Origin of the sequence: Mycobacterium triplex (genome assembly GCF_000689255.1) — a bacterium.
In the GTDB taxonomy this organism is placed as follows: domain Bacteria; phylum Actinomycetota; class Actinomycetes; order Mycobacteriales; family Mycobacteriaceae; genus Mycobacterium; species Mycobacterium triplex.
Map to the genome: position 1 here is coordinate 142,160 of NZ_HG964447.1, position 25,020 is coordinate 167,179.

Annotated in this window: 26 protein-coding genes; 10 read left to right on the forward strand and 16 right to left on the reverse strand. The window is 65.5% G+C overall.

Annotation, left to right across the window (positions count from 1 at the left end; translation table 11 throughout):
- Window positions 1-109 precede the first annotated feature (109 nt).
- The gene (locus BN973_RS30175) at window positions 110-1,333 is read left to right on the forward strand and encodes a hypothetical protein (RefSeq protein WP_051641686.1); all 1,224 of its coding nucleotides are present in this window, start codon (window positions 110-112) and stop codon (window positions 1,331-1,333) included.
- Window positions 1,334-1,457: 124 nt separating this feature from the next.
- Here the strand turns inward: BN973_RS30175 and BN973_RS28150 are convergent, their stop codons facing one another.
- Window positions 1,458-1,850 (reverse strand): hypothetical protein, encoded by a 393-nt coding sequence (locus BN973_RS28150; RefSeq protein WP_036473545.1) that lies wholly within the window; start codon window positions 1,848-1,850, stop codon window positions 1,458-1,460.
- A 2-nt stretch (window positions 1,851-1,852) separates the two neighbouring features.
- Window positions 1,853-2,431 carry a DUF4333 domain-containing protein gene (locus BN973_RS28155; protein WP_231122300.1) on the reverse strand — a complete coding sequence of 193 codons (579 nt, stop codon included), beginning with the start codon at window positions 2,429-2,431 and terminating at the stop codon, window positions 1,853-1,855.
- A 376-nt stretch (window positions 2,432-2,807) separates the two neighbouring features.
- Here BN973_RS28155 and BN973_RS28160 point away from each other — a divergent pair, with 376 nt between their 5' ends.
- Window positions 2,808-3,896 carry an FHA domain-containing protein gene (locus BN973_RS28160; protein ID WP_051641688.1) on the forward strand — a complete coding sequence of 363 codons (1,089 nt, stop codon included), beginning with the start codon at window positions 2,808-2,810 and terminating at the stop codon, window positions 3,894-3,896.
- 57 nt (window positions 3,897-3,953) lie between these two features.
- Here BN973_RS28160 and BN973_RS28165 read toward each other — a convergent pair whose 3' ends face one another.
- The 8 genes from BN973_RS28165 to BN973_RS30180 all read right to left on the reverse strand — a co-directional run bounded on the left by BN973_RS28165 (window position 3,954) and on the right by BN973_RS30180 (window position 12,299).
- Window positions 3,954-4,565: a hypothetical protein gene (locus BN973_RS28165; RefSeq protein ID WP_231122301.1), complete on the reverse strand. Its 612-nt coding sequence runs from the start codon at window positions 4,563-4,565 to the stop codon at window positions 3,954-3,956.
- Between the two features lie 3 nt (window positions 4,566-4,568).
- Window positions 4,569-5,363, reverse strand: a complete 795-nt coding sequence (locus tag BN973_RS28170; RefSeq protein ID WP_232232243.1) for an SseB family protein — start codon at window positions 5,361-5,363, stop codon at window positions 4,569-4,571.
- 104 nt (window positions 5,364-5,467) lie between these two features.
- Window positions 5,468-7,498, reverse strand: coding sequence for a serine/threonine-protein kinase (locus BN973_RS28175; protein ID WP_036473551.1), 2,031 nt, complete (start codon window positions 7,496-7,498; stop codon window positions 5,468-5,470).
- An 8-nt stretch (window positions 7,499-7,506) separates the two neighbouring features.
- Window positions 7,507-8,718 carry a DUF7373 family lipoprotein gene (locus tag BN973_RS28180; protein WP_036473554.1) on the reverse strand — a complete coding sequence of 404 codons (1,212 nt, stop codon included), beginning with the start codon at window positions 8,716-8,718 and terminating at the stop codon, window positions 7,507-7,509.
- Entirely contained in the window at window positions 8,715-9,992 is a 1,278-nt protein-coding gene (locus BN973_RS28185; protein WP_231122303.1) for a DUF7373 family lipoprotein, read from the reverse strand. The genes BN973_RS28180 and BN973_RS28185 overlap by 4 nt, the downstream gene beginning before the upstream one ends.
- Window positions 9,989-10,396: a hypothetical protein gene (locus BN973_RS28190; protein WP_036473556.1), complete on the reverse strand. Its 408-nt coding sequence runs from the start codon at window positions 10,394-10,396 to the stop codon at window positions 9,989-9,991. The genes BN973_RS28185 and BN973_RS28190 overlap by 4 nt, the downstream gene beginning before the upstream one ends.
- 87 nt (window positions 10,397-10,483) lie before the next feature.
- A complete protein-coding gene (locus BN973_RS28195; protein WP_036474076.1) occupies window positions 10,484-11,185 on the reverse strand; it encodes a sensor domain-containing protein in 702 nt (233 codons plus the stop codon).
- Window positions 11,186-11,279: 94 nt separating this feature from the next.
- Window positions 11,280-12,299 (reverse strand): sensor domain-containing protein, encoded by a 1,020-nt coding sequence (locus BN973_RS30180; protein ID WP_051641690.1) that lies wholly within the window; start codon window positions 12,297-12,299, stop codon window positions 11,280-11,282.
- A gap of 236 nt (window positions 12,300-12,535) precedes the next feature.
- Between BN973_RS30180 and BN973_RS28205 the strand changes: the two genes are divergently transcribed.
- From BN973_RS28205 to BN973_RS28225, 5 genes are read left to right on the forward strand one after another with little or no spacing between them, the layout of a single operon-like run.
- Window positions 12,536-13,318 carry a sensor domain-containing protein gene (locus tag BN973_RS28205; protein WP_036473566.1) on the forward strand — a complete coding sequence of 261 codons (783 nt, stop codon included), beginning with the start codon at window positions 12,536-12,538 and terminating at the stop codon, window positions 13,316-13,318.
- 40 nt (window positions 13,319-13,358) lie between these two features.
- Window positions 13,359-14,039 (forward strand): hypothetical protein, encoded by a 681-nt coding sequence (locus BN973_RS28210; protein ID WP_036473568.1) that lies wholly within the window; start codon window positions 13,359-13,361, stop codon window positions 14,037-14,039.
- Window positions 14,040-14,051: 12 nt separating this feature from the next.
- Window positions 14,052-14,663: a hypothetical protein gene (locus BN973_RS28215; RefSeq protein WP_036473570.1), complete on the forward strand. Its 612-nt coding sequence runs from the start codon at window positions 14,052-14,054 to the stop codon at window positions 14,661-14,663.
- Between the two features lie 35 nt (window positions 14,664-14,698).
- Window positions 14,699-15,859: a MacS family sensor histidine kinase gene (gene macS / locus BN973_RS28220; RefSeq protein WP_036474078.1), complete on the forward strand. Its 1,161-nt coding sequence runs from the start codon at window positions 14,699-14,701 to the stop codon at window positions 15,857-15,859.
- Complete coding sequence (locus tag BN973_RS28225; RefSeq protein WP_036473572.1) at window positions 15,849-16,523, forward strand: response regulator; 675 nt, start codon at window positions 15,849-15,851, stop codon at window positions 16,521-16,523. Before macS ends, BN973_RS28225 begins: the two co-directional genes overlap by 11 nt.
- 52 nt (window positions 16,524-16,575) lie before the next feature.
- Here the strand turns inward: BN973_RS28225 and BN973_RS28230 are convergent, their stop codons facing one another.
- From BN973_RS28230 to BN973_RS28255, 6 genes are all read right to left on the reverse strand, one after another.
- Complete coding sequence (locus BN973_RS28230) at window positions 16,576-17,889, reverse strand: acyltransferase family protein (RefSeq protein WP_051641691.1); 1,314 nt, start codon at window positions 17,887-17,889, stop codon at window positions 16,576-16,578.
- A 135-nt stretch (window positions 17,890-18,024) separates the two neighbouring features.
- Window positions 18,025-18,315, reverse strand: a complete 291-nt coding sequence (locus tag BN973_RS28235) for a YiaA/YiaB family inner membrane protein (RefSeq protein WP_036473574.1) — start codon at window positions 18,313-18,315, stop codon at window positions 18,025-18,027.
- Between the two features lie 44 nt (window positions 18,316-18,359).
- Window positions 18,360-19,646, reverse strand: coding sequence for a hypothetical protein (locus BN973_RS28240; protein ID WP_036473576.1), 1,287 nt, complete (start codon window positions 19,644-19,646; stop codon window positions 18,360-18,362).
- Window positions 19,647-19,886: 240 nt separating this feature from the next.
- The gene (locus BN973_RS31270; RefSeq protein WP_139813799.1) at window positions 19,887-20,366 is read right to left on the reverse strand and encodes a hypothetical protein; all 480 of its coding nucleotides are present in this window, start codon (window positions 20,364-20,366) and stop codon (window positions 19,887-19,889) included.
- 48 nt (window positions 20,367-20,414) lie between these two features.
- Window positions 20,415-21,398 carry a hypothetical protein gene (locus BN973_RS28250; protein ID WP_139813800.1) on the reverse strand — a complete coding sequence of 328 codons (984 nt, stop codon included), beginning with the start codon at window positions 21,396-21,398 and terminating at the stop codon, window positions 20,415-20,417.
- 60 nt (window positions 21,399-21,458) lie between these two features.
- Window positions 21,459-22,220 carry a hypothetical protein gene (locus BN973_RS28255; RefSeq protein ID WP_139830019.1) on the reverse strand — a complete coding sequence of 254 codons (762 nt, stop codon included), beginning with the start codon at window positions 22,218-22,220 and terminating at the stop codon, window positions 21,459-21,461.
- 624 nt (window positions 22,221-22,844) lie between these two features.
- On the opposite strand from BN973_RS28255, the gene BN973_RS28260 reads away from it, so the two are divergent.
- The 3 genes from BN973_RS28260 to BN973_RS28270 all read left to right on the forward strand — a co-directional run bounded on the left by BN973_RS28260 (window position 22,845) and on the right by BN973_RS28270 (window position 24,973).
- Window positions 22,845-23,150, forward strand: a complete 306-nt coding sequence (locus tag BN973_RS28260) for a hypothetical protein (RefSeq protein WP_036473583.1) — start codon at window positions 22,845-22,847, stop codon at window positions 23,148-23,150.
- Window positions 23,151-23,264: 114 nt separating this feature from the next.
- Entirely contained in the window at window positions 23,265-24,263 is a 999-nt protein-coding gene (locus tag BN973_RS28265; RefSeq protein ID WP_036473585.1) for a hypothetical protein, read from the forward strand.
- Between the two features lie 371 nt (window positions 24,264-24,634).
- Entirely contained in the window at window positions 24,635-24,973 is a 339-nt protein-coding gene (locus tag BN973_RS28270) for a DUF732 domain-containing protein (RefSeq protein ID WP_064942984.1), read from the forward strand.
- Window positions 24,974-25,020 lie beyond the last annotated feature (47 nt).

Here is a 25,020-nt window from a genome sequence, read left to right on the forward strand (position 1 = left end):
GGGAAGTCAGCGCATGCTACGAAACCCTCTGCAGCACAGCGGCAGTGGGAATGATGACACGGGTGATGGCTCGGGGTGCAGACCCGCAGGGCACGATGAAGGTCTGGGGATGAGTGCACGGGAGTTTCGCGACGATGATGCGGGCTATCAAGCCTGGCTGACTGACCACCCGGATGGCTTCGTGATCAACATTGCGCGCAGCCACACTGCCACCGGCGCCCGTGTGCACCGTGCCAGGTGCCGAACGATCAACGGGACGAACCCACGCGCCGGCAGCTGGACCGGACCGTACGTGAAGGTCTGTGCGCAGCATTCGGCCGAACTCGAGCGGTGGGCGATCAAAGAGCTGGGGGAGCCGCTTGCGGTGTGCGCGATCTGCCACTCGGGCCCGCGAAACCTGGAATCCACCACGACAGGGCGGAGCCGGCGAACAGGCCCACGCCGTGAGTATGAGGGTCGCAGCGTGGTCCACGGGCCATTGCCGGGGCGTGCGGTCGTCGAGGCCTGGGCAGATGCCTACATCCAGTCTGGGGACCGGCGTGTCCGCCAGAAGAACCTAAGCAGCGAGATTCAGGCTCGCTGCAGGCAGCTCAAACCCTCGGATGGCCAGGTGCTGCACGCCACGTTTTTCGGAGCAAAGCCCGACGGTGCTGACGTGGAAAACCTGTTGCTCTACAACATTGGCTCGTTTGCGATCGCTGGGTGTAACGGGATTCGCTTCGAGCACGGTGCTGTCGTGCCAGCCCCTCCGGATGGTGGCGAGTATCCGTTCTGCTACCGCTATGCGCTGGCACCGCGGTCGGCCTCCTTCACCGACTGGCGGCAGGGCCGACTGCTGGCGTCGTTCGACTGGACGGACCTGGGCGCGTTCTCTGGCGAGAAGAAGCTGGAACAAGTGTGGCTAGCGCTCGCGCGCGGGCCGGTGAAGGTATTCGAGCCAGAATGCACGCCCCATACACCTTTTGGTGTCAGAGTCCGGGTCCGGCCGCCGCGCGGGGGTCGACCACCGGTGTGGGGTGCTGGTTTGGTAAAAGGCATTTTCGATGGCGTCATCTCGGTGTTCGCCACCCATGCAGACGCGACCGTGCTTGCTGAAGTTGTGGCGCGGCTTGCGACAATGCTGGCGGCCGATGCCGCCGAAATCGAGGCGCACCTGCTTGATCAACGACGCGGCGTGCTCGGCGCTGTGCCGCGGCTTGTCAAGCCTTTCGGTGCCGGGGGTGTCCAGTGGAGCCCTGGAGACGATTGGTGTGTGGCCGGTGAGCTGCTGGCCGTTGAACCCATCGGCTCGCGGTGGGAAATCAGCGGAGAACTCGTCGAGCTCTCCCGCTGACACCGCGCGGATGGCAGCCCGCCAGGATGGGCAATGGATCCCGGTGGGACGATCTGATCCCATCTGCAATCGCACGAAACTCGCGGCGCTTCGGGACGGAGAATTCCTGTCCTCCCGAGGAGGTTTAGAAGGCAAGGGCGTAGCAGAACAAGAGCAGCAGTAGCAGCGGGATCAGGGACACCAGGGTCAGCACGGCGACCACCTGGAGAAATGGGTGCGGGCGTACGGCCACGGCGCTCGCGGCCAGGCCAGTCGCGACGACGATCAACCCGGTCGAAGTGAGGACCCCGATTCGTGCGGAATGCACGATCGTCGCGGAATTGTCGGGGAAATAGCCCTCTTCGAGTTTGACCCCGAACACCGGGCTGCTCAACTCGTTGAACAACAGCAGGATCACCAGCGCCAGCACCACCATCGCCAGCAGCGCTAGGCACGCCCCTAACAGGTTGCGGTTAGGCGGCTTTGGCGCCTGGCCGCAGTGGATTCGTGCCGGCTGGCCCATGTCGTCCAAGCGCATGGTCAGATTTTTGTTCCCTTCGGGGCGCTGACCTCGTAGCCACCCGCGTCGTCGGTGAAGGTGACCGTGAACTGGTGTTTGATGTGGTCAATGGTGGCCTGGCAGGTGAAGGTGGCTCCCTTGAGAATGGTGGGGTTGTGGCCGTCGTTGCAGGTGACGTCGCTGACGTTCTTGGCGGCGTAACCGTTCGGATCGGACAAGACGTGCGTGACGCCGGCTGCGACAGCGCGGACGTCGAGTTGTTTGGTGACGAGAAAACCGGGTGCTACGAATCCCGCGAAGAGCACCGCCGCGGTGATCGCGGTGAGCGCGCCGCCCAGGTAGAGCGGAAGGTGTTTGCCGCGCAGGCCAACTCGGGGACTACGGGCCGTGAAGGCGGTTGGTGCCCAGGGGTTCGCGCCTGGTGGTAGGTGAGGATGCGGGTAGGGGAAGGGGCCGGCCTGGGGCGTCATCGGGAAGGCTTGTGGGCGGGGCAGTGGCTGGATAGGCGGTTCGTAGAAGCCCTGGGGAGCGACCGGCGGCATCCCCGGCGCGTACGGGTGGCGCGGTGGCGCCAGGGGCGGCTGCTGTGGGTGTTGCATCGGCGACCTTTCTCTGTGCGTGGCCGAGGGCCGCAATGGCATCGTGCCCGAACAGTAACCCAAGCAGTCCCCATAGCGCAATGGTTTAGAAACCACAGCACGCTTGTGGGGCCGTCCCGCTTGCGAGTCATGGGCCCGGTGAAGCAACCGCGTCAGCAGCTCACTCTAGGGTGTCTACCTGGATTAATGTGGTGAGTCGCCCATCGGTACGCACGACGCGAGAATCGCAGAACGCCGCAGGCCCTCGACAGCGGCGCTGTGCTTTCTAGCCCACCTTTACGGTTCGGATGAGGTAGCATTTAGCCGAGCGCTTTGTTTAACAGCAGAGCATCAGTGCCTCAACCGGGAAAGGGAGCGACGATTGATTGCCAGCCCAGTGACGACGCCCGCGCTAATTGTGCGGGTCGGTCGCGCGACGCACACTCTTCACGCCGCCGCGGGCGCGGTATTCATCGGCAGAGATCCTGAGGCGGCGGTCGACATCGATGATGAGCGGGTTTCACGGCGCCATGTTGTCCTCGAACCCCACCCCGATGGTTGGTACGCCGTCGATGTCAGCACCAACGGAATGTTCGTCGACGGAGAACGCCGCACCCCGGTACCCATTACCGCTACCACGACCCTGCACCTCGGGACCCCAGATGGGGTGGCCGTGACCCTTACCACCGACGTGACTCAGGATGAGTCGACCCAGGCACTGGGGTCAGCTCAGACCGAGCATCCGTCGCGAGCCGAGAAAATCGCCGCGGCGGGGCGTCTGCGGGCTGGCCAAGCGGTCCGTGCGCGTCGTGAGCAGTTGGGGATCTCCCAGCGGGGCCTGGACAACGACGGGATCTATAACCAGTCCGCTCTCATCAATTTCGAGCTGGGTCGCAGCTGGCCGCATCCCAGCACGCTGGCAAAACTGGAAAAGAAATTGGACTTGCCCGCCGGGTACATCGAGGCGCAGCGACGCGAGGGCGAGCTAGCAGCAGCGGCCGTCCCTGAGGCTGGTAGCGACGAGGCGACCGAGGTGTTGACCGACTCCATTCACGCGCCGACTATTTCGCGCACGGTCGAGCTCGCTCTGCAAGCCGTCAGCGTGACCATCGCGGACTTGCCTGAACCGAACGCCCCGGACTTCACCGCCAAAGCCACTGCGATCCTGGCTGATCTGCGCAGGCTCGAGGGCCTGGCGTTGACTGCTGCGCGCCAGCCCACTGGGGGCGCTGCGGCCATGAAGGCGTTGAGCCGTGTGCGGCGCACCTACAACGATGTGATGATGCGCGCCGCCGCCTCGCCGTCGGCGACGTTGGGGCAGCGGCTTTACGGGGCCCGCCACCGGGCGGAGCTGAGCCTGGAAGAGGCGGCCATAGGCTCCGGGCTGCCCGCCTCAGCCCTTGAAGACGCCGAAGCCGAACGTCCCGTAACGCCCGATGTCGCCGACGCAATCGAGCTCCTGATCGCCGACCTGTTAGACAAATAACCGATCACGATGTGAGCGAACGATGCTGTCGGGGCGCCGCGCGCGTCTTGGCTGTCGTCAGAAGACGTGACTGTGGGGAGCCGCGATCACGAAGCCATGGGTTTGTGGACCGCTGTTGTCGGCACCGATGGCCTTCGGCGCGTTGAGCCTGCACACCAGATCCGCCGATCGCGGCACCCCGCAGACCAGCGATTGGGTGTTCGAGAACGCCCAGAACACGATTTTGTGCCCCGCTGGCAGCAGGACCGGCGCCTGGCCCGTGGTGTCGCCGAAGAATCGTTCGGGCGGGGTGGGCAGAAACCGCGCCGGCCCGTTGGCCTGGGCGTAGACCGTGGGCAGTGTCACCACCCGGGTCCCCGCCGGCGCCCCGGGCAGATCACCCGCGCACGTCACGTCATGCATCACCTTGACCACGGTCTTTTTGCACAGCAGGCCACTAGGGGTGGTGAACAGCAGATCAGGTAGTGCCGTGAGGTCGCGGGTCTGTTTGGGCAGTGGCCCGCTGTCGTCGATCAGTGCATCAATGTCATCGGGCGCTGCGGTCGCATGCAGGGGCAGACCGACCAACGCCGGCCAGGCAAGCGCCAGCGCGATCAATATGAGCGATCGTTTCGCAGCAACATCCTTGAGCCGGGTTCTCGGCGCGTGAAAGATGTTGGCGTTCTTCATTTTTTATTGGGTGATTTCGGCCAGCGAGACCCACAGGTATGGGCCTGCCGGGTTGATGACGATCCCGCTGTGGCCTTGCGCGCGAGCCATGTTCACCACTTGTTCGACCGTGAGGGGCCCGGCCGCATCAGCGGGGCTCCAAGCTAGAACTTCTGGGCCGCTGGTGAAGCCGAAGATGCTGGAGCTGCCGTCGGGATGTGTGGTGTTGCGAACGGCGATGTGCCCGTTGCCTTGGGAATCGTCGGCGGCGATTGCCAACGGTCCGTTCTGGCGCACCACGTCGACGACGGTGTGCCTGTCGATCTTGCCGGCAGCGTGATCGGCCAGCGCCCGTTTGAGCGGCTCGTTATTCGGATTGCGCAAGGCGAAATCGATTTCGGCGGCCGACAATGCACAGGTGGGGCCGGCGGGGTCGATATAGAGCCAGTCGTTGCCTTGGCTTTGGGCCAGCTCCAGGGCCCCGGTAGCCGACTGCACCAATGACTGCGTGCGCGTACCCGGCGGGTGCAGGCGGGCGATCTCCTCATGACGGGTATAAGCGAACAGCGCCGACCCTTTGCCGTGGGGGCCTGTGCCGCCGCGGATTTGGAGGCGAGACCCGGCCGCGAACGGTGTTTGGCCGGTAAATGCATCGGATCCGGTGATGTCGAAAAGCACCTCACCGACCATGCACAAACGGAGTACCTCGAGCGCCCCGCGCTGGTTGGGTTGTGCGGCGAAGGCGGCGACGGCTTGTCGCAGCGCCACATTGTCGACCAGGGTGGCGCGGTTTCCGTTGTCCTCGGTTGGCATTGCCATACGGATTCCCCTGACTGCACAGATAGCGTGATTCAACGATGGCCTGGTTCTTAACGCGTCGTGCGCTGCAGCCTGAACGCGGCGCGCGGTGTCTCGTTGGCGGTTTAGTGGATTTGGTTGCCAAGTTTGGTGACCAGCGCGGTGTTGAGGTAGGTGGTGGCTGCTGGGCCGCCGGCGTTGAGGGCGGCGATGGTGGCGGGGTCATCGACGATGACGAGCGTGCCGCCGAAACTGCTGTATTTGGCGGGCAGGCCGCCGTATCCGCCGCCGCCGGCGCCCGGGTCGGTGCGCAGCAGCAGCATGACGTCGCTGCGTTGAGCGATGTAGTCGACGTCGTCGATGTTGAACGGGACGGTTGGTGGGCCGCCGGGGGCGCGTTTGTAGTGGGTGTTGTAGGGGAAGCCGATGCTTTCCAGGTAGCTGCTCGGCGGTGATGGGACCGCCGCCGCGGTGGTGTTGGTCCCGGTGTAGTTGACCGCGACGATGGATTTGCCGCCGAAACTTCGATGCTCGGAGCGGATCTGGTTCTGCTCGGACTGCGCCTTGTCGACCAAGGTTTTGGCGGTGTCGGTGCGGCCCAGCGCGGTGGCGATCCAGTTCAGTTGGGCCTGCCAGTTCCAGTCTTGGGTGTTGTCGGCGGGTTGGGTCAGCGTGGGGGCGATCGCGGCCAGCGAGTTGTAGGTGGTCTGGTCGATGTTGTCGGTGTCGATGATGAGGTCGGGTTTGGCAGCGGTGATGGCGGCGGTGTCGGCGGCGGCGAAGACCGGTGGGGTGGAATGGATGAGCGGCTGCAGCCAGCTCGGTGTGGTCGCGCCGGGCGCGTTCATCACCACTACAGGGGCGCCGAGTGAGAGCACGGCATCGGGGTCGCCAGCTCCGAGCGCGGCGATGGCCATCGGGCGGTGCTCGAGTTTGAGGGTGCCGAATTTGGTGTTCAGGGTCTGCGGTTGGTATGGGCCCAATCCGGTCCTGGTGGTGCCGAACAGGTGAATGCCCACCACTGTCGCTGCGACCAACGCGGCAACCACGATGGTTGCTCCCACGATCAGCCGGGTGCGGTTGCGGCGCTTGGGTTTAGGACCGGACTCGGTTGGGCGACCGGTCGGGGTTGAGGGGGGCGGTGCGCCCGTGAACGGCTGCGGCGCCGCTCCATTCGCGGATGCTGCGCGGGGATCATAGGCCGGCCACACCGGTGCGGAGCCCGCCGGTAGGGAAGGTCCGGTGGGTGGGTAGGTCAGGGTGGGATTGGTCGGCTGGGATGGACGAGGTCCGGTGATGGTTGGCGGTGCCGGATTGTTAGTCAGCGCCGCAGTAGTCGCCGCAGCCAGTTCGCCAGCGGTCTGGAAACGATCAGCTGGATTTTTGGCCAGCGCGCGAGCCATCACCTCGTCGATCTGCGGTGGCAGGGTGGGGTTGATGTCGCTGGGGTGCGGGACAGGCCGCATCAGGTGTCCGACCAATATGGCCTCAAGGGACTTGTTGGAGGGGTCCTCATACGGGGTGCGGCTGGTAAGCAGCCGAAACAGGGCACACCCCAGCGAGTAGATGTCGGTGCGGTGATCGGCGGGTCGGCCTTCGATGGTCTCCGGCGCGGCGTAGGCCGCGGTGCCGACCATCGAGCCCGTCGCGGTCAGGGCGGTGGCATCGTCGAGAGCGCGTGCAATGCCGAAGTCCGCCAATAACACTCGTTCACGCTCACTGCCGGGCGCTGCGACGAGGAAGTTGCCGGGTTTGATATCGCGGTGTAAGACGTGCTGCGAGTGGGCGTAGTCGAGTGCGGCGGCGACGTCGGTGATGATGCGCACGATACGGGCCGGGGTGAGGTTGGCGCGGTCCAAATCGTTGGCGGCGGTTCCTTTGACGTATTCCATGGCGATCCACAGGTGCCCGTCGGTTTCGCCTCGGTTGTAGACCCGCACGATGTTCGGGTGGTCCAGGCTCGCGGCCAGGTTGGCTTCGCGGATGAAGCGCTCCCTGAATTGGCGGTCTCCGCACAGTTCGCCGGACAGGATTTTCAGCGCCTCGCTGCGGGGCAGCGTCGGGTGGCGGGCCAGATACACTGTGCCCATCCCGCCCTGGCCCAGCACGCCTTCGATGCGGTAGCCGGCGATGATAGTTCCTACATCAAGGGGCATTCAGCGGCTCATTTCCCTGTCAGCATGCGGTATTGGGCGGCCATCATCTGGTGCACAGCGTGTTCTTGTTCGTTTTGCATCTCGAATGCGTAGCGGTCGGCGCGGGCCACGCACCAGTAGCCCAGGGTTTCGTTGAAGCATTTCGCCTTGGGCATGCCGCTGATCCCGCCGACCTGGTTGGGCCCGGTCTCATCGGCGACGAGGCGCGCCGCGGAGGCCGTGTCGGGGGTTTGGTAGACGCGGGTTTCGAGGACGTAGGAGACCTGTTGCACGCCAGCGGATTTGAACATCGCCGCCAAGTGGACGGGGTCGCCGGTGGCCAGGTGCAGCGCCCCATGGGCGTCATAGATCCCGTCGCTGATCGATTCGTTTTCTTGGCGGGGGGCCACCGTGTGGGCCATCAACCCATCGGGGTCCAGCGGCAGTTGAGCCATCTGATCCGGCGGGGTCGGCTTGAATTTGTCGACCAGGAGCTGCTGCAAATCCAGTGTGGTGGCGATCAACCCGGCAGCCGTATCGGGTTTGTCAGCCGACGTCGCTGTTTGTGCCAGCACGTATTGTCCGTGTGCGGTCAAGGCGGTCACCGAGAACCGCGGGCCGGGGTCGGGGTATTGCGCTGTCCATTGGTAGGTCAGTGCCGTCGTAGCTGGGTATCGGGGAATCGAAAACAGTTGCGTCGGGATGGGTTTGGTGTCAAAGGGCATCGTCAGGGCAGCGCCTTTGGCTGCCATCGCGGTGATCGCGGCGCTCGCATCAGCCGGGCTGGCCAGTTCCAACACCGTGGTCAGCAGGTCCTTATAGGGGCCCTTGTCGGTGTGACGGGCGCTGGAAAACCCGGCCAGCAAGTTGTGGCCGTTAAGCGCCTCCCCCAGGGGGGCCCCGAGCAGCGCGTTGACCGCATCGACGTCTTTGACCACGCCGGATTCGATTTGCGCATAGTCGATCAGGTCGGCGTCGACCTCCCACGGGCCCACCACCACGCTGGCCAGGCGGCGCCCTTCGGCCCAGCCGCCGCGCAGCGCGTCGCCGGCCAACCCCAATGGGGCGCGGGGGGTGGTGGGGAAGTTCCCAGCATCGAGCAACGCCAGATTCACACCGTCGGGGCTGGCCTCCCCGGGGGCTTTGACCGCGCTGCCGGCGATCGTGGTACTGCAGGCCACCGTCAGCGCCGCGACTCCGACGGCCGCGGCGCGCAACCATGAACGGATGCGCCCGGTCATGGCGCGGTCAGCATCAGGTATTGGGCAGCCATGATCTGATGGGCCTCAACCTCTTGGGCCGCAGTGGCTTTGAACGCGTAGCGCGCTGCGGTGGCGATGCACACAAACCGCACCGCCCCCAGGTCGGTGATGTCGGGCCCGCGGTCAAAGCAGCGCGCTGAGGGTAGACCGTTGATGCCGGGGGCGGAGTGATAGCCCAGGAACGGCACGTCGATGCGGGCAAGCCCATCAGCGGCGCGCTGGGCGCCGGTGGTATCGACGGCCTCGTAGATGGTGGTGCGGTCGACGGCGACGTGGGTAATGCCGGCGTCGTTGTACATCGCCTGGGTGGCAACCGGGTCGGATCGGAAATGTAGTGAGCCGTGCGCGGAGTAGACCCCACCCTGGTTGACGTTGGGGTCGGTGGCCGGCACGGTGCGGGCCAGCAGACCGGTCGGGTCGGCCGGCAAGCTGGCCAGCCGATCGACTGGGGTGGCTTGAAAGTGGTCAGCGGCCGGGCCTTGCAAATCCAGGGTTTTGGCGATCATGTCGGCGACCGCCGCGGAGCTTTCCTTGGATCCGGCGAACTGGAAAAACACGTACAGGCCGTGCGCGCTGAACGCTGAGGCTTCAAAACCTCCTGACAGCGGGGCCACGTAGGCCCGCGTGTTGGGATAGTTGGGGATCGCCAGCCGGGTCGCTGGGATGTTGCCCGGGCGGATGGTGCCCACATCAGCGGCGGCCATCGCCGCAGCCGCATCCGTCGCGTCTTGGGGGCTGGGGAACCGAAACACCCCGTTGTCCAGGATCTTGGGCTTGTCAGCGCCGGCCTGTCCCTGTGGAGGTGGCGGGGTGGCGCGCCCACTGACGAAACCGGCCACGAAATGATGCGCGGCGGCGATCGCGGCGATCGAATCCCCACGCACCAGCGCCGATAGCCGTGTGGGCTCGGGAAACGCTGTCGTGGGCGCGATTTCGGCGTTCGTCGGGCTGATCAACGTGGCGTCGATCTGCCACGGTCCGGCCACCATGTCGGCCATCCGCTGGGCCTCGACGCGGCGCCCGGCGGCGTCATCGGCGACGTTGCCCAAGGGGGGCCGGGGCCGGCGCGGATAGTTACCGGGGTCGAGCAGGGCCGCGTTGGCCGCCGCGGGCGCCGGGCCGCCGGATTTGACGGCTACCCCCGTCACCTGGTTCGAGCAGCCGCTGCCCACGACGACCACTACGGCGAGGCTGAGCAGCAGCGGCGATAAGCCCCGGCGCGCGGCGGCGATGCTTGTGTGTCGGATCTTCACCGGGCGGCTTTCGCTGATCCGCTCCGGCGCCTGTTGGGCCGTTTGCCCGACCAGCGCCGCAACGCCATGCGGTCGATGAAGATGGCGCTGGCCGCCCGCCGTTCCGAGACAGCCTTGTCGGCCACCGCCATCACCGCGAGTTGGCGGACTCGGGCACCGAGTCGCTTCTCCTGGTCGCGAATGCGATGCCATTCGGCACCGTCAGCGTCCAGGTCAGCATTGTCGTTGAGATAGTCGATCGCCGCGTCGACCGCGCACTGCTGTAAGTCGGGATTGTCCGGATACAGCAGTGCGGCCTCGCGCGCGGCGCGGTGCAGGCGGTTCCGCGCCGCAGCATCCAGCTGGCGGGCGCGCGCGCTGTTGAGCAGCGTCGCCATCGGCTCAGCCGCCGATTCGTCGCGCACGTCCGATCCCTCCTTTTCTCAGGTCCCGCGGCCGGCCTGTGTGCGCCGGCAACGATGGGGAGAATGGTAGTCGCTACTACCAGGGCGTCAGCTTCGATCGCTGATTTTGCCCATCATCGCCCTGGCCACATCGCTGGCGTCCTTGCCTGGCGCGGGCGCCACGTCGCGGAAATAGACCGCCTCGACCTCCACCAGGCAATTGCCCCGCACACCGAGCGCGCGCACCCGCCGCAGTTTCGTGTGCAGGTCTACCTCTTCCACGGTGGCTTCCACGACTGAAGCACCGGCGTGCACCTCGGTGATCTCATTCTGAAATCCCAGGCCGCTGTCGAGGCGCTGACCGGCGCACCGCGACCACTGCGAACCGAATTTCTCAAACAACGCATTGGCCGCCGCCGTGTTCGGTAACGCGACCACACCCTCGACGAGATCGATCACCGTGGGAAATTCGCCGACATCGGCGGCCCACCACTGTTCGTGAGCAACGTTGACCACCTGCGCATTACGGTAGGCCTCGCCCATCAGGATGTGCGCCAGCGAGGCGCAATCGCTGCGTGAAGCGTCCGGCCAGTCCCAGTACATCTCCGCCGGGCCGCCGAACTTCGGCGGCATACTGTCATCGAGTTTGAACGATTGACCGAACACGTGGGACAACTCAGCATCGGTCAGCATCGCCTGCTTGATGACTTCGCCGACCAGCGGGCGCGGTTTGAGGTCCGGCGCCGCGCGCACAGTGCCGCTGACGACATCAGCGCAACCGGCCACCAGCGTGATCAACGCCGAGGACACCAGCACCAGGATCAGCCGAACGACATTGGGCGCCAAGCGCATCCAAGCCATGGCCGCTCCTCTCTTCTCGCGCGAGTAGCAACGGTGGGTCTGGTCAGCGGGGGTTGACACGATCGGCCATCCGGGTCGCGATCTTGAGGCCCTGATCGGTGCGGTTATTACCGCAGCTGCGCACATCGATGACGATGTTGTTGCGGGCGGTCATGGCCCGTTGGCACTGCCAGCCCCCCGCACCTTCCTGGGTGTTGATGATGCTGAGCATGCCGTCACGGTTGGCGACCGTGCTGGCCATCCAGATGCTGTCTGGTTGACCCCGCTCGAGCAGGCGCAAGGTGGCGCCGTTGCATTTCGGCCAGGCCGCAGCCTGCTTGGCCACGAAGTCGCTGGCCGCCGTGGCGGTCGTGAAGTAGATCGCGGCGCTGTTGTCCAGGTGCTCAACGACTTTCGGGTCCTGCAGGGACTGGGTGCGTATCCCTACCCAACCGGTGCCCTCAAGTTCGGACTCGAGCGCGGGGATTTGGATCTCGCCGCATTCGGGCCGGTCGGTATTCACGCCGCTGTAGGCCACGTCGTCGCTACCGGCGTCCGGTGTTGGCGCGATGTTCGTCGCGCCCTCGATGCTGCTGATGGTCGCCACATCCAGCAGCAGCCCGGGCAGCGCCGACAACGGCACCGTTGCCGCCGCTTGCCGCGTTGGGCTCGGGCTGGCCTGCGTCGAGGACGGGCGGGGGGAGCGAGTCACTGCCACGCTGCCCATGTCATCGGGGCTGCTGGCGACGTTGATCACGATTCCGGCGGCCACTATGGCGACTATGACCGCGGCGGCGGCGCCGATCCGGGCCCACAGGGGGAACCGCTGGTGGCGCGGCGCCGCGATCGCAGCAGGGTAGCCCGGGCCGGCGCCCCAGGACGGCGCCGGCGGCAGGGGCCGGACCGGGGGAGGGCCGCCTGCGAATCCGAGTGGCCGCCGCGGCAGCACCACGGTGGCTTCCTCGCCGGGCCCGGGGCCCATGGGCGGCATCGCAGCAGGCTGGTAGCCGTTGCGCATCGCGGCATTGCCCGATGGCGGGGCGGTCTGGGCGGTGCTGAGCGGCGGGTTCGCGTGGTGGGGCATCTGCTGTCCTTCGGGGATAGGCGAGGTTGCGGGGTGCGCAGTGGGTCGCTGTATGGCGGCCGGGGTTTGTCCAAGGCGAGGGGTGAAGCCCTCGGACGCTGCCGCGCTGTCATGCATGCTTTGGATTAGACCACAGCAAAAAACATAGCGCAATGGTTCATAACATTGCACCACTGTGGTTTTGTTGGTAGCGTCTGCATCCGTATCCACCAGGCCCAGCAAGGAGAACCGCCCGAATGAGCGCCTCAAGACCACCCGCGAAGACCACAGAAAACAGCGCACCAAAACACAGCACCCGTACATCGCGGCTGACCGCCACCGGCCGCTGGGCAATCCTCGCCGCCACCGCCCTATGCCTGCTGCTCACCGGCTGCACCGCCACCACCACCGGCCACCCCGCAGCCGCCGCAGACCTCGGCCGCTGGCAACCGCCGGCGATCCTGCCCCAACACCTGCCAGACCTGTTGCTCAGCGAAAACGACATCAACACCGCTGCGCACACCACAGGCATGGCCGTGCGCACACCGATCACGCACATGTGGCACGACGAGGACACCATCTCCACCCCGGCTTGCCTCGACACCTACTTCCCAGCCGAAGCCAACGCCTACCAAGGCACCAACTGGACCGCCATGCAAGGCCAAATCCTCGACGACGCAACCACACCGGGGAGCGCCCGCCACGCACTGGTCCAGGCCCTCATCAGCTTCCGCGACGCCGACTCAGCCCAACAATTCTTCAGCCAAGCCAAAACACGCTGGTCGGGCTGCGCAAACCACTCGCTCACCGTCGTCCTGCACAGCCACGCCCCGGTGACATGGAACTTCGGCGAGCTGCGTGCCACCGACACCACCTTGACCAGCACCCAAACCCAAGCCAGCGGTGAAGGTTTCACCTGCCAACGCGCCCTGGGGCTGGCCAACAACGTCATCATCGACACCCTGTGGTGCGGCTTCGACACCACCAGCCAAGCCAGCGACATCGTCGCCAAGACCACCGGCGCCATCTCCCAGGCCTGACCCAGCGAGCTCGCCAGTCCATCGTCGACTTGATGGGCACATGACACAGAAGAAGGAGGTGCCGGCAGTGCGCGCGCTTGCCGTCCCCGTCTCAGCAATACTCATCGGCGCCGCGAGCGTGGCATGCCACCAAAAGCCGGCATGTTGCGCCGCCCCGCCGCTACCCCCTCCGGTCAACTTCGACGACTACCGGTCCGTCAACACCGACGACTACCGCACCTATTCGACCTACGGCTGGAACGGAATTCAGTTCGCCACCCGCGCCGGAATCCGCTGCCGAATCTATGACGGCCCACACTCGTTCCAGTACGCCGCCGCAATCGACTGCTGGGGGCCGCTCCCTGGCGTGGCATCTGGGGTGAACTACGCAAAGGTATCCGAGTGGCCCTACGACAAAGACACCTTGACGCCGATCACGCGGGGACCCGCGCCCCCAGGGCACACCGAAGTCTTCTCCTTGCTCAGCCACACCGACCTCAACGAGCAAGAGACCTACCACGCCGGCCCGACCGAGAAAAGAACCGTCGACCCCGCCAGCTACCACCTACTCAATCCTGGGCAGAAGATTGTCGTCCCCGGAGGACACCGCGGCGACGACGACCTCAACACATCAATATGCGCCGTCGTCACTGACGACTCGATCACCTGTGAAATCCAGAACCTCTATCACGACGGCACACATGGCTTCCGGATCCTGCCCCAAGTCAGCCAGACCTACTGATTGGATGATGTTGTGGCTAAACAGATCACCGAGCGCGAACCGCGCAACAACAACAGCAACCTGATCGGCTTGCGGGGCGCCATACTCTGCGCCGGCGTGGCCACTGCGCTTACCGGCCTAACAGCCCCTCCCGCTGCCGCAGATCCATCCAACTACACCGGCTACCACCCCGTCGACCCGAAACCCTTCCAGACCTTCAACACCTACGGCGGCGGCGGCGCACAGTTCACCTCGCCCAGCGGCCAACTGTGCCGAATCGTGGTCATCTCCCGCGGCATGTTCGCCTACATCGAATGCCTAGGCGAGCTACACGGCTCCGCCGAAGGCAACAACCTCGTGCGGATCACGACCACGGCCCCAAGTGGCTTTTCGAAGACCACGCGCGAAGAGTTCCTCAGCACCCAGCGCGTAGGACCCGACGGCGTCACCCGCGAACCCACCGGTGCCGCCGGATTCATCCCGCTGCCCGCAGGCAGCAGCCTGACCTACACCAGCAGCGTCTGGTCCGGCACCTGCGCAGTCGACGCGACCAGCACCCGCTGCACCGTTACCAGCAACCACAGCGACGGCACCGTCACCACCAAGAGCTTCGCATCGACCGCCACCGACGCAACAATCGACTGATGTTTGCCCGGTCCGCCGCGGGACCCAGCGCCTTTATGCTGACCACGATGGCGAATCACGGCCCCGATCCCACCACGCCGCTGTGGCGCGCGGCGCAAGTGTTCCGCCTGCTGAGCTGCATCTACGCCACCGGCTTTCAAATCGCGATCAACCCGGATCTGGTTCGGCCCGTGCTGGGTTGGGTGCTGTTCGCCGCGCTGATCGGCTGGAGCGCGGCCTGCGCGATCGCCTATCTGCGGGGCTTCGGCCGCAAACCGGCGTGGGTGCTCGCCGAGCTGGCGGTCGTCGTCTTGCTGATGTGGTCGAACAACCTCGTCGCGAGCCCGCACTGGGCGGCCGACAACCAGACCTGGCCGACGACGTTGTGGGCCAGCAATCCCACGATTTCGGCCGCCATACAGTTCGGCCCCGCGGGCGGCATGCTGACGGGCCTGGCGGTGATGGCCACCAATTTCGCCGTCAAGAACTACCTCGCGCTCAACCTCGGGCACAACGCCACCGTCATCATCGAACTGGCGATCGGCATGGCCATCGGGATGGCCGCGCAGACCGCGCGCCGCGCGCACGACGAGCTGCAACGCGCGGCGCAGTTGACGGCCGCGGTGCAAGAACGCGACCGGTTATCCCGCCAGGTCCACGACGGCGCCATCCAGGTGCTGGCGCTGGTCGCCAAGAAGGGGCACGAGATCGGCGGCCCGACAGCCGAACTCGCCGACCTGGCCAGCGAGCAGGAGCGCGCGTTGCGGCGCTGGCTGGCGTGCGCGGACGTCGATCCCGACGCCGACAGCGCGACGATCGACCTGCGCGCGCTGCTGCGGTGCCGGGAGTCCGATCGGGTGTCGTTCAGCCTGCCGGGCACTGCGGTGCCGTTGGGACGTTGGGCGGCAACCGAACTGGATGCCGCGGTGGGCAACGCGCTGGACAACGTGGTCGGCCATGCCGGTCCGGATGCGCACGCCTTCGTGCTCGTGGAGGACCTCGGCGATTCCGTCGTGGTCAGCGTCCGCGACGACGGCGTGGGTATTGCCGCCGGCCGGCTCGAGGAAGCGACGCGTCAGGGGCGCCTTGGCATCGCCCAATCGATCGTGGGGCGCCTCACGGCGCTGGGTGGCAGCGCCGAATTGCACAGCGAGCCGGGGGAAGGCACCGAGTGGGAGTTGTGCGTGCCACGCGGACAGGGACGCCATGGCGGATGACGAGACGCCGACCACGGTGATGGTGGTCGACGACCATCCGATCTGGCGTGACGCCGTCGCGCGCGACCTGGCCGAAGGTGGCTTCACCGTGGTCGCCACCGCCGACGGCGTGGCCGCCGCGGGACGGCGGGCCGCCGTGGTCAAGCCCGACGTGGTGGTGATGGACATGCAGCTGACCGACGGCGACGGTGCCCAGGCGACCGCCGCGGTGCTCGCGGTCTCCCCCTCGTCGCGGGTGCTGGTGCTGTCAGCCTCCGACGAACGCGACGACGTCCTGGAGGCGGTCAAAGCCGGCGCGACGGGATACCTGGTCAAGAGCGCCTCGAAAGCCGAACTGGCACAGGCGGTTACCGCCACCGCAGCCGGGCGGGCCGTGTTCACCCCGAGCCTGGCCGGGCTGGTGCTGGGCGAATACCGGCGCATCGCACAGAGCAAGGACAGCACGGACGACGGGCCCGCCCGCCCCAGCCTCACCGAACGCGAAACAGAGGTGTTGCGCTACGTGGCAAAAGGGCTGTCCGCCAAGCAGATCGCCCAGAAGCTGTCGTTGAGCCACCGCACGGTGGAAAACCATGTGCAGGCGACCTTCCGCAAGCTCCAGGTCGCCAATCGGGTGGAGCTGGCACGCTACGCCATCGAGCACGGCCTGGACGAAGAGCCGTGACCCGCGGGGCGGCCGGATAACCACACTTACCCCGCGGGCCAACGATCTTGGGCTACCGCGTTGCGAGGCGGTGTCGCACCGGGAGTGTGGCCAGGATTCGCGCACTCACCAGCGCGCTCACCACCACGGCCATGCACGCCAGGCCGTCGTCCTTGAGCCCCCACCTGATCGCCGCGAGCAGCGCCACGCCGGACGTGCACAGCAGGGCGCCGATGGCCGCGCCGCGCCACCGCGACGTCACCGCGGGCGCACCGTCCCAGCCGGACAGCGGGTTGTTCTCCAGCGGCCGCAGCGCCACGAACAGCACCGCCACCGCGACCATCACGATGAACACCTGCGCGAAGCTGATGGCGAGGAAATCCTGCGCACCCGGAAAGCGCGGGCAGCCAAAGAAATCGAAGACCAGATGCACACCCAACAGCACCGGCATGTGCCACAGATACAGCGTCATCGCGCCCGAGTTGCCGATGGCGGTCCACCACCACACCCGCGGCCGCTGCGCCCAGCGCGCGATCGCCGGTGCGGCCGCGATCGCCAACGCGCTCAGGATGATTGCGTGCCCGGCCAGCAGCAGCGACGGCGGGCTGGTGTTGGACAGATGATGGTCACCGGTGCCGACCATGCTGATCTGATACGGCCCCCAGCGCACCAGCGCGACGTCGACGGCGAAGAAGACGGCGGCGACGGCCAGCGCGGCGCGGCCGCCGAGCAGCCCGCGACGGTAAGCCACGCCGAACATCGCGGGAATGAGCCAGACGGCCAGGTTGAGGTAACCCAACGGCATCATCGCCGGCCAGTGCAGCCGGATCACGTCGATCATCGCGATCGCCCCGTAGACCGCCGCCACCCCGGCGGCCAGCCGCCCGGCCGTGCTGACGCGGTGCAGCAGCGGCATGGCGGCCAGCACCAGGACGTAAGCCCCCAGGAACCACAGCAGCTGCGTGCTGACGCCGGCGATCGGATCGTAGATGTGCCGCGGCAGCGCCCGATACAGCACCGTCAGCACCACGGCCCAGAACGCCAGGTAGTAAAACACCGGCCGGAACAGCCTGGTGCAGCGCCTCATCAGCCAGTCACCCCAATTGGTGCCCGGAGCCCAGGAGGACACGCACGCCGCCGCGCCGGCGAAGAAGAACAGCGGCATGATCTGCAACAGCCACGTCATCGCCTGAAACAGCGCCGAGGTGGTGAGCAGGTTGTCCCAGATCAAAACGTTATTGCGGATGATGCTGGCCGCCATCACGGTATGGCCGAGCACCACGCCGACCAGCGACGTGATGCGGATGACGTCCAGGACGCGGTCGCGATCGGCCGGCGTACTCGCGGCCACCTCGGCGACGTCTGGAAACCGGACAAGAGTGGTCATGGGAGCGGAATTGCCCTTCTGTGCTGTGACTGCGGAGCGTTGTGGTGGAGCAGGAATCGTGCGATGAGGAAAGCATCGCCGGTGGCGCGGGCGCGGGCCTGCGCACTTCTACGCGACAAGGCTGAGTAGTTCTACTCAGCCCGCGGCGTTGAGCGGGTCGTAGTCGGCCAGCAGCCTTTCGATGCGGGCCTCATCGAGCCGCACCCGAACGGTTGCGGCCTCCTGCTGGTCGCGGATCACCTTGGCCAGGGTGAACGCGCTCGACACCAGAAAGAGGAAGGTGACCCCGAGGAACAATCGCGGCCAGGGGTCAAGCGGCAGGAAATAGATTCCGCCGAGCGCGGCCACGAAGCTGATCGCGAATGCAACGGCGGCCTGGACGAAGAAGGCGGCGGTGGTTTTCGACATGCTGTTGGGAACGGTCATGCCAATAAGCCTGCGGCAGCGGACCGTTCGCGGGATCCGTAAGACTACTCAGATTTCGCGGTGCGGTCGCGGGGCCGCGCCAGCAGCGCCGCCGCCGCGCCCGCCGCGCCCACCCCGATCGCCGCGGCGGCCACCGTCGCCACCTCGACCGCGGCGAACTCGGAGTCCACCAGCGGTTTGACCACCGCCACCGCGGCCACCGCGGGCATCACCAGCCGCACCCACCAGGCCACCACGCTGTCGCCGGGGACTCGCGAATTAGCTTCTGTGACAAACACATACAGCGCCATCAGCAGCAGGGGCGCCGCGCCGAGAATGACCAACCCGATCCAGCGCGCACCGTGCGCCGACAAGACGGCAGCCGTCACCGCGACAAGCGCCATCAGCACCACTCGCGCGATGGTGTTCGGCCGCGCCTGGCGCGTTACCGCCAGGTCCGCGGCGACGCGCACCACTGCCCACCCCGAGGCCAACGCAGCGGCCACCCCGACAGCGACGCCGGTGATAGTCATCCACGTCCGACCCGCTTCGGCATAGAACTCCGGCACAGCTTCGCCCAGGAGTTTGGCACTCCATCGCCACGGCCCCACCACCCCCTGGTGATCACCCACCCACAACACCAGCGCCGCCGCGGCCACTACCGCGACCGCCAGCGACATGGATCGCCCCGGCCTGGCTACGCGCGCGCTTCGGACCGTGATGAGTTCAACGCCCACCATCCCCAGTCCGAAGCCGACTAACTGACCAGACAGCCGGCCCTGGGTAGCGGCCGTCCCGATGACAACGGGGTCACTGCCTGCGGCGACGCGCGCAGTGACTGCCACCGCAAGGTAGACGGAGATGAGCAACCCGGCGATCACGAGCGGCGCCACCAGCGACGCGATGACCCGAGTCGACGCCCAACAGACAATGGCGCCAACGACGACCGCGGTCCCCGCCGCGGCGACCGGTAACCACGAAAAGTTCTCGGCAGGGTCTTCACCGGATGAAAACTGCAGCAGCAGCAGCGATCCGAGGGCGGTGGCGAACTTCGCTGTCAGCACCACATAGGCGAGCAGTTGAACGGTGCCGGCTGCAGTCCCCGCCTTCGGGCCCAGTGTGGCACCAACCAATTCGGCGGTGTTGCGCGCATGGGGTGCATAGCGGCGCAGTCGCGCCAAGGCGTAGATGACCGGGACCATGACCGCTGCACCGAGCAGCGCGCCCAGTCCGTACTGCGCCGCAGACACAATCACCGCAACGCTCAGTCCGGCGGCTTGCCACGTACCGAGGACGCGCTCACCGGAGCCGGTTTCTGGCTGGGTCTGTGCCTCTAGTGATTTTTTCGGCATGTCCTTAAGCATGACTTACGCCTAATCCGGTCGAGCGGGAGCGGCATTACTGCCGAGCGCCACACTATGACGCCTCGCTCTTGGCTTGCGTATTTCTCGGCGAGGCTTCGTTCGGCGTCGGTCGCGCGGGGGCGCGGGTTTAGGGGGACTGCCGGATACTTCCGACGAGCTCTGCAACTCGCTCGTTATTGCCGCAGCGACCGACCTCAGCCCGAGGCGGGCTCGGTCGTGATAGCGCCGTCAGAGCCGTCGTGGTGCCGATGACCGTGCTTTGGCGGCCTTGTACGCCCATGACCCCAACATCAGTGCGATCAGTAACGCGCCGCCCAACATGGTGTAGCCGGTGTTGCGGTGAAAATCCCGCATGCTCGCCGGCGAGTACACGCCCTGGTGGATATTTTCCTGTGTTGCATGCCAGTTCACCGGCGCGGTCAGCACCGCTGGATCGGTGCCTGCCCGGTTCAACTTCTCGATCGTTCTTATCGACCGGTACCCGCGGGAGGTCAGCACCGAGCAGGTGTCGGCCGGGCCCATCCGGTGTCCATCGCAGTGCGGCCCAGTCAGATCTTGGTAGGCGACTAGGCCTGCCCCGAAAAATAGGGCGATGAACATCAGGCCAAGGGCGCCGACCGCGAGGCGGCCCACGACGTGCCAGAAAACCGCCCCTATGGTGGCCCCGGGGGCCGCGGGGTGTGGCCCGTCTACTTCAGCATCGGACACGACGACCCTCCGGCGAGTGGACCACCTCATGAGACGACACGCTGGTGCCTATCTACAGTCGTGAAAGTCGCTGGCTAGTTGCCGCTGCAATTGAGCCGCCTCTGCCGTCTGATTGCCCAGAGGGGCTTGGGGTTTCGGCGATCCACTGTCGTCGCGGCAGTCAGGCACTTGAAGATCTCCGGTGAACTGGTGGAAATTATCGGGCTCTACCATGAGGTGCCATTGCAGTTGTAGCGGGTGCTGTTTGGTGGGCGCTATGGTGGAAATGACTGATTTGAGGTCGCGGTAGGCCGTAGCAGGGTCTGTGATGTAAACCGAGAGCGCGGTGATTCTGGCGTCGTCGACCCGCACGTAATAGATCGGCAGTGCCAGCCGCGATATCAGGGCGTCGATGTTTGCGCGCTGCTCGGCGGTGATTGGGATACCGACTTCCCAGGTGGGGAATTTGGTCGGCTCGGCCGAACGGATATAGACGGTCATCGGTTCGGGCTGCACAGTGGCCAACACTGCGCTCAAGACGTCGTTGGTGTGGTCGATATCTGATACTTCAAGGCGCACCGTGGCACTGTCACGTGACCACAGGATCGACGCCTCTGGCACACGGGTCCTGAGTTGTCGTAACTGATGTGTGTCACCGGCGATCTGGGCGGGGTTGAGCTCTGCGCCGCGTTTTACCTCGACTCGGTCGCCAATGACGAAGGTGGTGGACTGGCGGTAGCCGTTGAAATCCCCGCCTTTGATGCGGGTGATACGTGAGGCCACCGCCGCGATCTGTTCCTCGCTTGCCTTCGGCATCGCGACTACCAGATTCAACTGGGCGCCGTTCTCAAAATCGTTGGTATATAGTGGATTAACGTCATCAACGCCCGGCATTTTGGCGATCTCGGCCTGAAGGTGGCGCACCTCGGCGCTGCGATCAGGAGGCGTGCACGCAGCCACGACCAAGGCCAGCCATGCCATGGCCGCCACGCATACCCGTTTCACCGGTGCCGGGAGCCGGCGCGTGACACGCCGCGACACTGCACTGATCACGAAGCCAAGCACCTTGCCTGCCTTGCCTTTACATCCCGATGTGAGTAACTGTGCGTTACCCTAGACTGCTTTGCAGCCCGTCGAGATGAGGCTGGTGCCCTGGGCGGTGACGTCGTACAGGTAGTGGTCAGCCACCACATATGTTGGAAGCGCTTCAACATAGGCGCGGCCATACACCGCGGTGAGCACCGCGAAGTCTTCCATCACCGGATTGCCGCTACGCCGACCCAATCGGTCTAATTCGTCGTCGACGGCGCTCATCGCCGGCCGGATGCCGTCATTGAGGGCCCTCTGTTGCGGGCTCCACTGGCTCGCGGGGATGTCCTCATCCGTGTCATGCCACGCCGCGGCGGCGTCATTGAAGTGAGCAAACACCGAGGTGAAGTCCGCGCATATCGAGTTGCTGGCGCGAAGGAATCGCTGCGGGTTGGCCGGATCGTCCGTGTGCGGTGACGCGTTCGTCGGTGGGGCCGCCGCGGTGACCAGCGGTCCGCGCAGTGCGGCCGCCCCGTGGCGAATCGCATCGCAGATGGCAAAAATCGCGTTGCCAGCCGAATAGGTAACACGCAACAGCAGATCATCAGGTGAGGTGTACTGCGGGATTCGGTCTGCGTAAGCGCGCCAGTAGGCGATCAGCTGCTCGTAGAGTTCCCGAACCACCCGGTGCGGGGTTTGCCTGGCCAGCATCCCAGTCTTATCGGCGGCCTCACGTATTGCCGTGCCGGCGGCCCGATATTGGGCGCTCAACTGCGCACTCCAGGCAGATGCCGGGATGGATTTGTCTCTGTCGTGCCAGCCAGAGGCTTTCTCGCTGGCCGCCAAGGGATGGGCAACGCTACTCCACCCCCCGCAGGTGGGTTCTTCGGTGATGACGCTGATCGGTGCGGAGTCTCTAGCACTAGCCAGGCCTGGACGCGGCGGCGAGGAATGCCTGACAACGACGATGGTCACCATGACCGAGACGGCGATAGCTACCGCAAATGCCGCCGCCCCCACGAGCATCCACTCCTGTTTGCCGCTCTTCGGTCGCCGGCCGGCGGGTGAAGACCACGGCAGCGGCGAAGCCTCCGGCGACCCCCAGTGATCATCCGGCCGCGGCACCCTCATGTGAACTTTCCTCGAACTGGAGAACCTTCGTTATGCCCGCAAGGCTCGATGAGGTGGTGCCGTCCACGCCGCTGCTGGTCCCTGCAGCAGGTCCGGCGCTCTTGGTACATCCCGTCGCGGCTATGCCAGCGGCGACAACGCTGACAATCACCGCGCCGGGATAACGACGTGAAGACATGGCCAAAGCCTACGGTGAGCGGCGCTGCGTCGAGATGGAAAACCGACGGCGGTAGCGGTGCAACCAACGATGTTCACCACGATATTCACGAAAAGTGTGGTCGAGAGTTCGGATGTCAGTTGAGATGGTCTCGAGAACGGACCGCGAAAGGAGGTGAACAGATGAAGAAAACGCTTCCTCTCGTGATGATGCTCTGTGGGCTCGTGTCGGGAGTCCTCGCAAGCCCTGCGGCGGCGGACATGAATAGCTACATGAACTGCATCCTGTTGAGTAGACAGCACTTGAACCCGGAACCACCTCAGGCAAAGCAGCTTGTCTACAACACGATCGGACAAGAAGTCTCCCGGAACATTCGCAACAACGGGAGTTCCTCGATGGCGGAGATCTCGCGTCTCGAAGGCAACGGGATTGACCCACAGCTCGCACAGATGATCGTCCAGTGTGCCAGCGTGAACGGGCCGATGTGATGTCATGTCGCGCAAGTTGCAAATGCTGGATCGGCCTGGTTCTTCCCAAGGGCCGCCTCCCTTCTGGGACACTTAGAACCTGTGTGGGCTCGAATCGTTGTTGCGCCTTGGTGGGTGAGCTGGCTGGCGAACGCCGCGTTCGGCGCGATCACGCTTGGCGCAGTCGCGGCGTTGCTGTACCCGAACTTTTTCGCCGTCACCGGATGGTTGTGGGGACCGCTCACCGTGGCGGGGTTCGCTCTACTGATATCCGCGTGCCTGGCTTTCGTCCAGCGCCCGTTCCGCCGGGCTTATTCTGCAGCCCTCACTGGACTTAGCCGCCAGCAGCTGCCCCAAATCAACAGGGCATTGCGCCGCGGAGAGATCCCTTCTGAACCGCGCGTGCTGGTGGCTGCCGTCAAGGTGGGCACTTTGCGGCTGGCGCACACGCGTAGGGCCCTGCGCGGGTCGAGGGCATTGATATGGCTGACGCCGGCCTTCCTCATCCTCGCCGGAGTTTTGTCCTTCCTAGCCAACGATATTCGGCGCGGAGTGTTCTTTGTCGGGTTCGCGCTGTACTTCGCGGCCTACTACGCATGGCTCGGGTACCGCAAGGATCAGCTGACCACGCACGTGGAGTCGTTGCGCGCAAGCGCAGAAGCTGACGACGCGGCGGTGGACGTCGACTATGCTGCGCCGCCGCGGCGACTAAGGATGTCGATCCCGCTGTTTATCGTGGCTGGAATCGCCACTGTGACAATCGCATACCTATCGGATCGCCCCAACCCGGACTGCCGGACCGTCGACTCGGTCGCCAACTTCAACTTCAAAACCAATAGCGTGCTCACAGCGCGGCTGACAGCGACCGACGTGGATCTGGCCAGCTACCGAGATTGGTCCAACCAGCTGCAAACCTACGCACGACAAGCATCCACCCCCGACATTGCTCGCCGCCTTCACCGGATCGCCGACCTATCCGTGCAGGCAGTGGCGCGGCGACAAGCTATCAACAACGACGAAATAGCCGGGCGCCCAAGCGATGCCATCCACAGCGACCAATCCGCATATCTGAGCACGATCAGCGAGCTGCTCGACGAACAGCAAGCCCTCATCTCAACCTGCCACCGTTCCTGACCCCGGCTCCCTCGCAAATTCATCGTGATGGCCGGCCCCGGTCTCAACCCGATTCTCACAGCGGCTATCACTGCACCGCTTGAGACTTCTGGAAGTGCTGGAGGAGAACTCTCTCAACGATTTCCGTGCCGAAACTCGGCCGATGGGATGCGGGCCTTCCACTGTGGCTTTCCCGCCTGCGGACACGTCTGGTTGCCAGGCGGTCCTCCGAGGGAGGCCTCGCGTCCACCTCAAACCGCCGGAAGCCAGTCCGGCTCGATGAAAACTGGCCACTTCGACAAAAGAACGATCGGCGATTTCGCTCCGCAGGCCTGTCGCCAGGGGTACCTTTTTCTGGCCAGGCGACCGGTGGCCCGATAGAAGGTGGAACGATGATAGCCGTGCGGTGGACGTCGACCCCGCTTGTCACCGCGGTTGCCGCGTTGCTGGCGCTGGCGCCGCTGGCGAAGGCGGATCCTCTCACCGCCTATGATGTGCAGTTCATCAACGCGCTAGCCGAGGTTCAGTGGCACACGTCGAGCCCGACGACCACCGTCCGGTTGGGGCATGACGTATGTAACGGGATATCGATGCAGGGATTGACCCCCCGGCAATCGGCCAACAGTGGGAGTTGGTGGGTGGTCCCTCCGGGCAGCGCCGGCGCGTTCGCGTTCGTCAAGACAGCGATCAGGTTCTATTGCCCGCAATACCTTTCAGCAGTCGACTGGTAACGGGCCGTGGGTGGGGTTAGGCCCTCGCGAAGACGATAGGAAGGTCA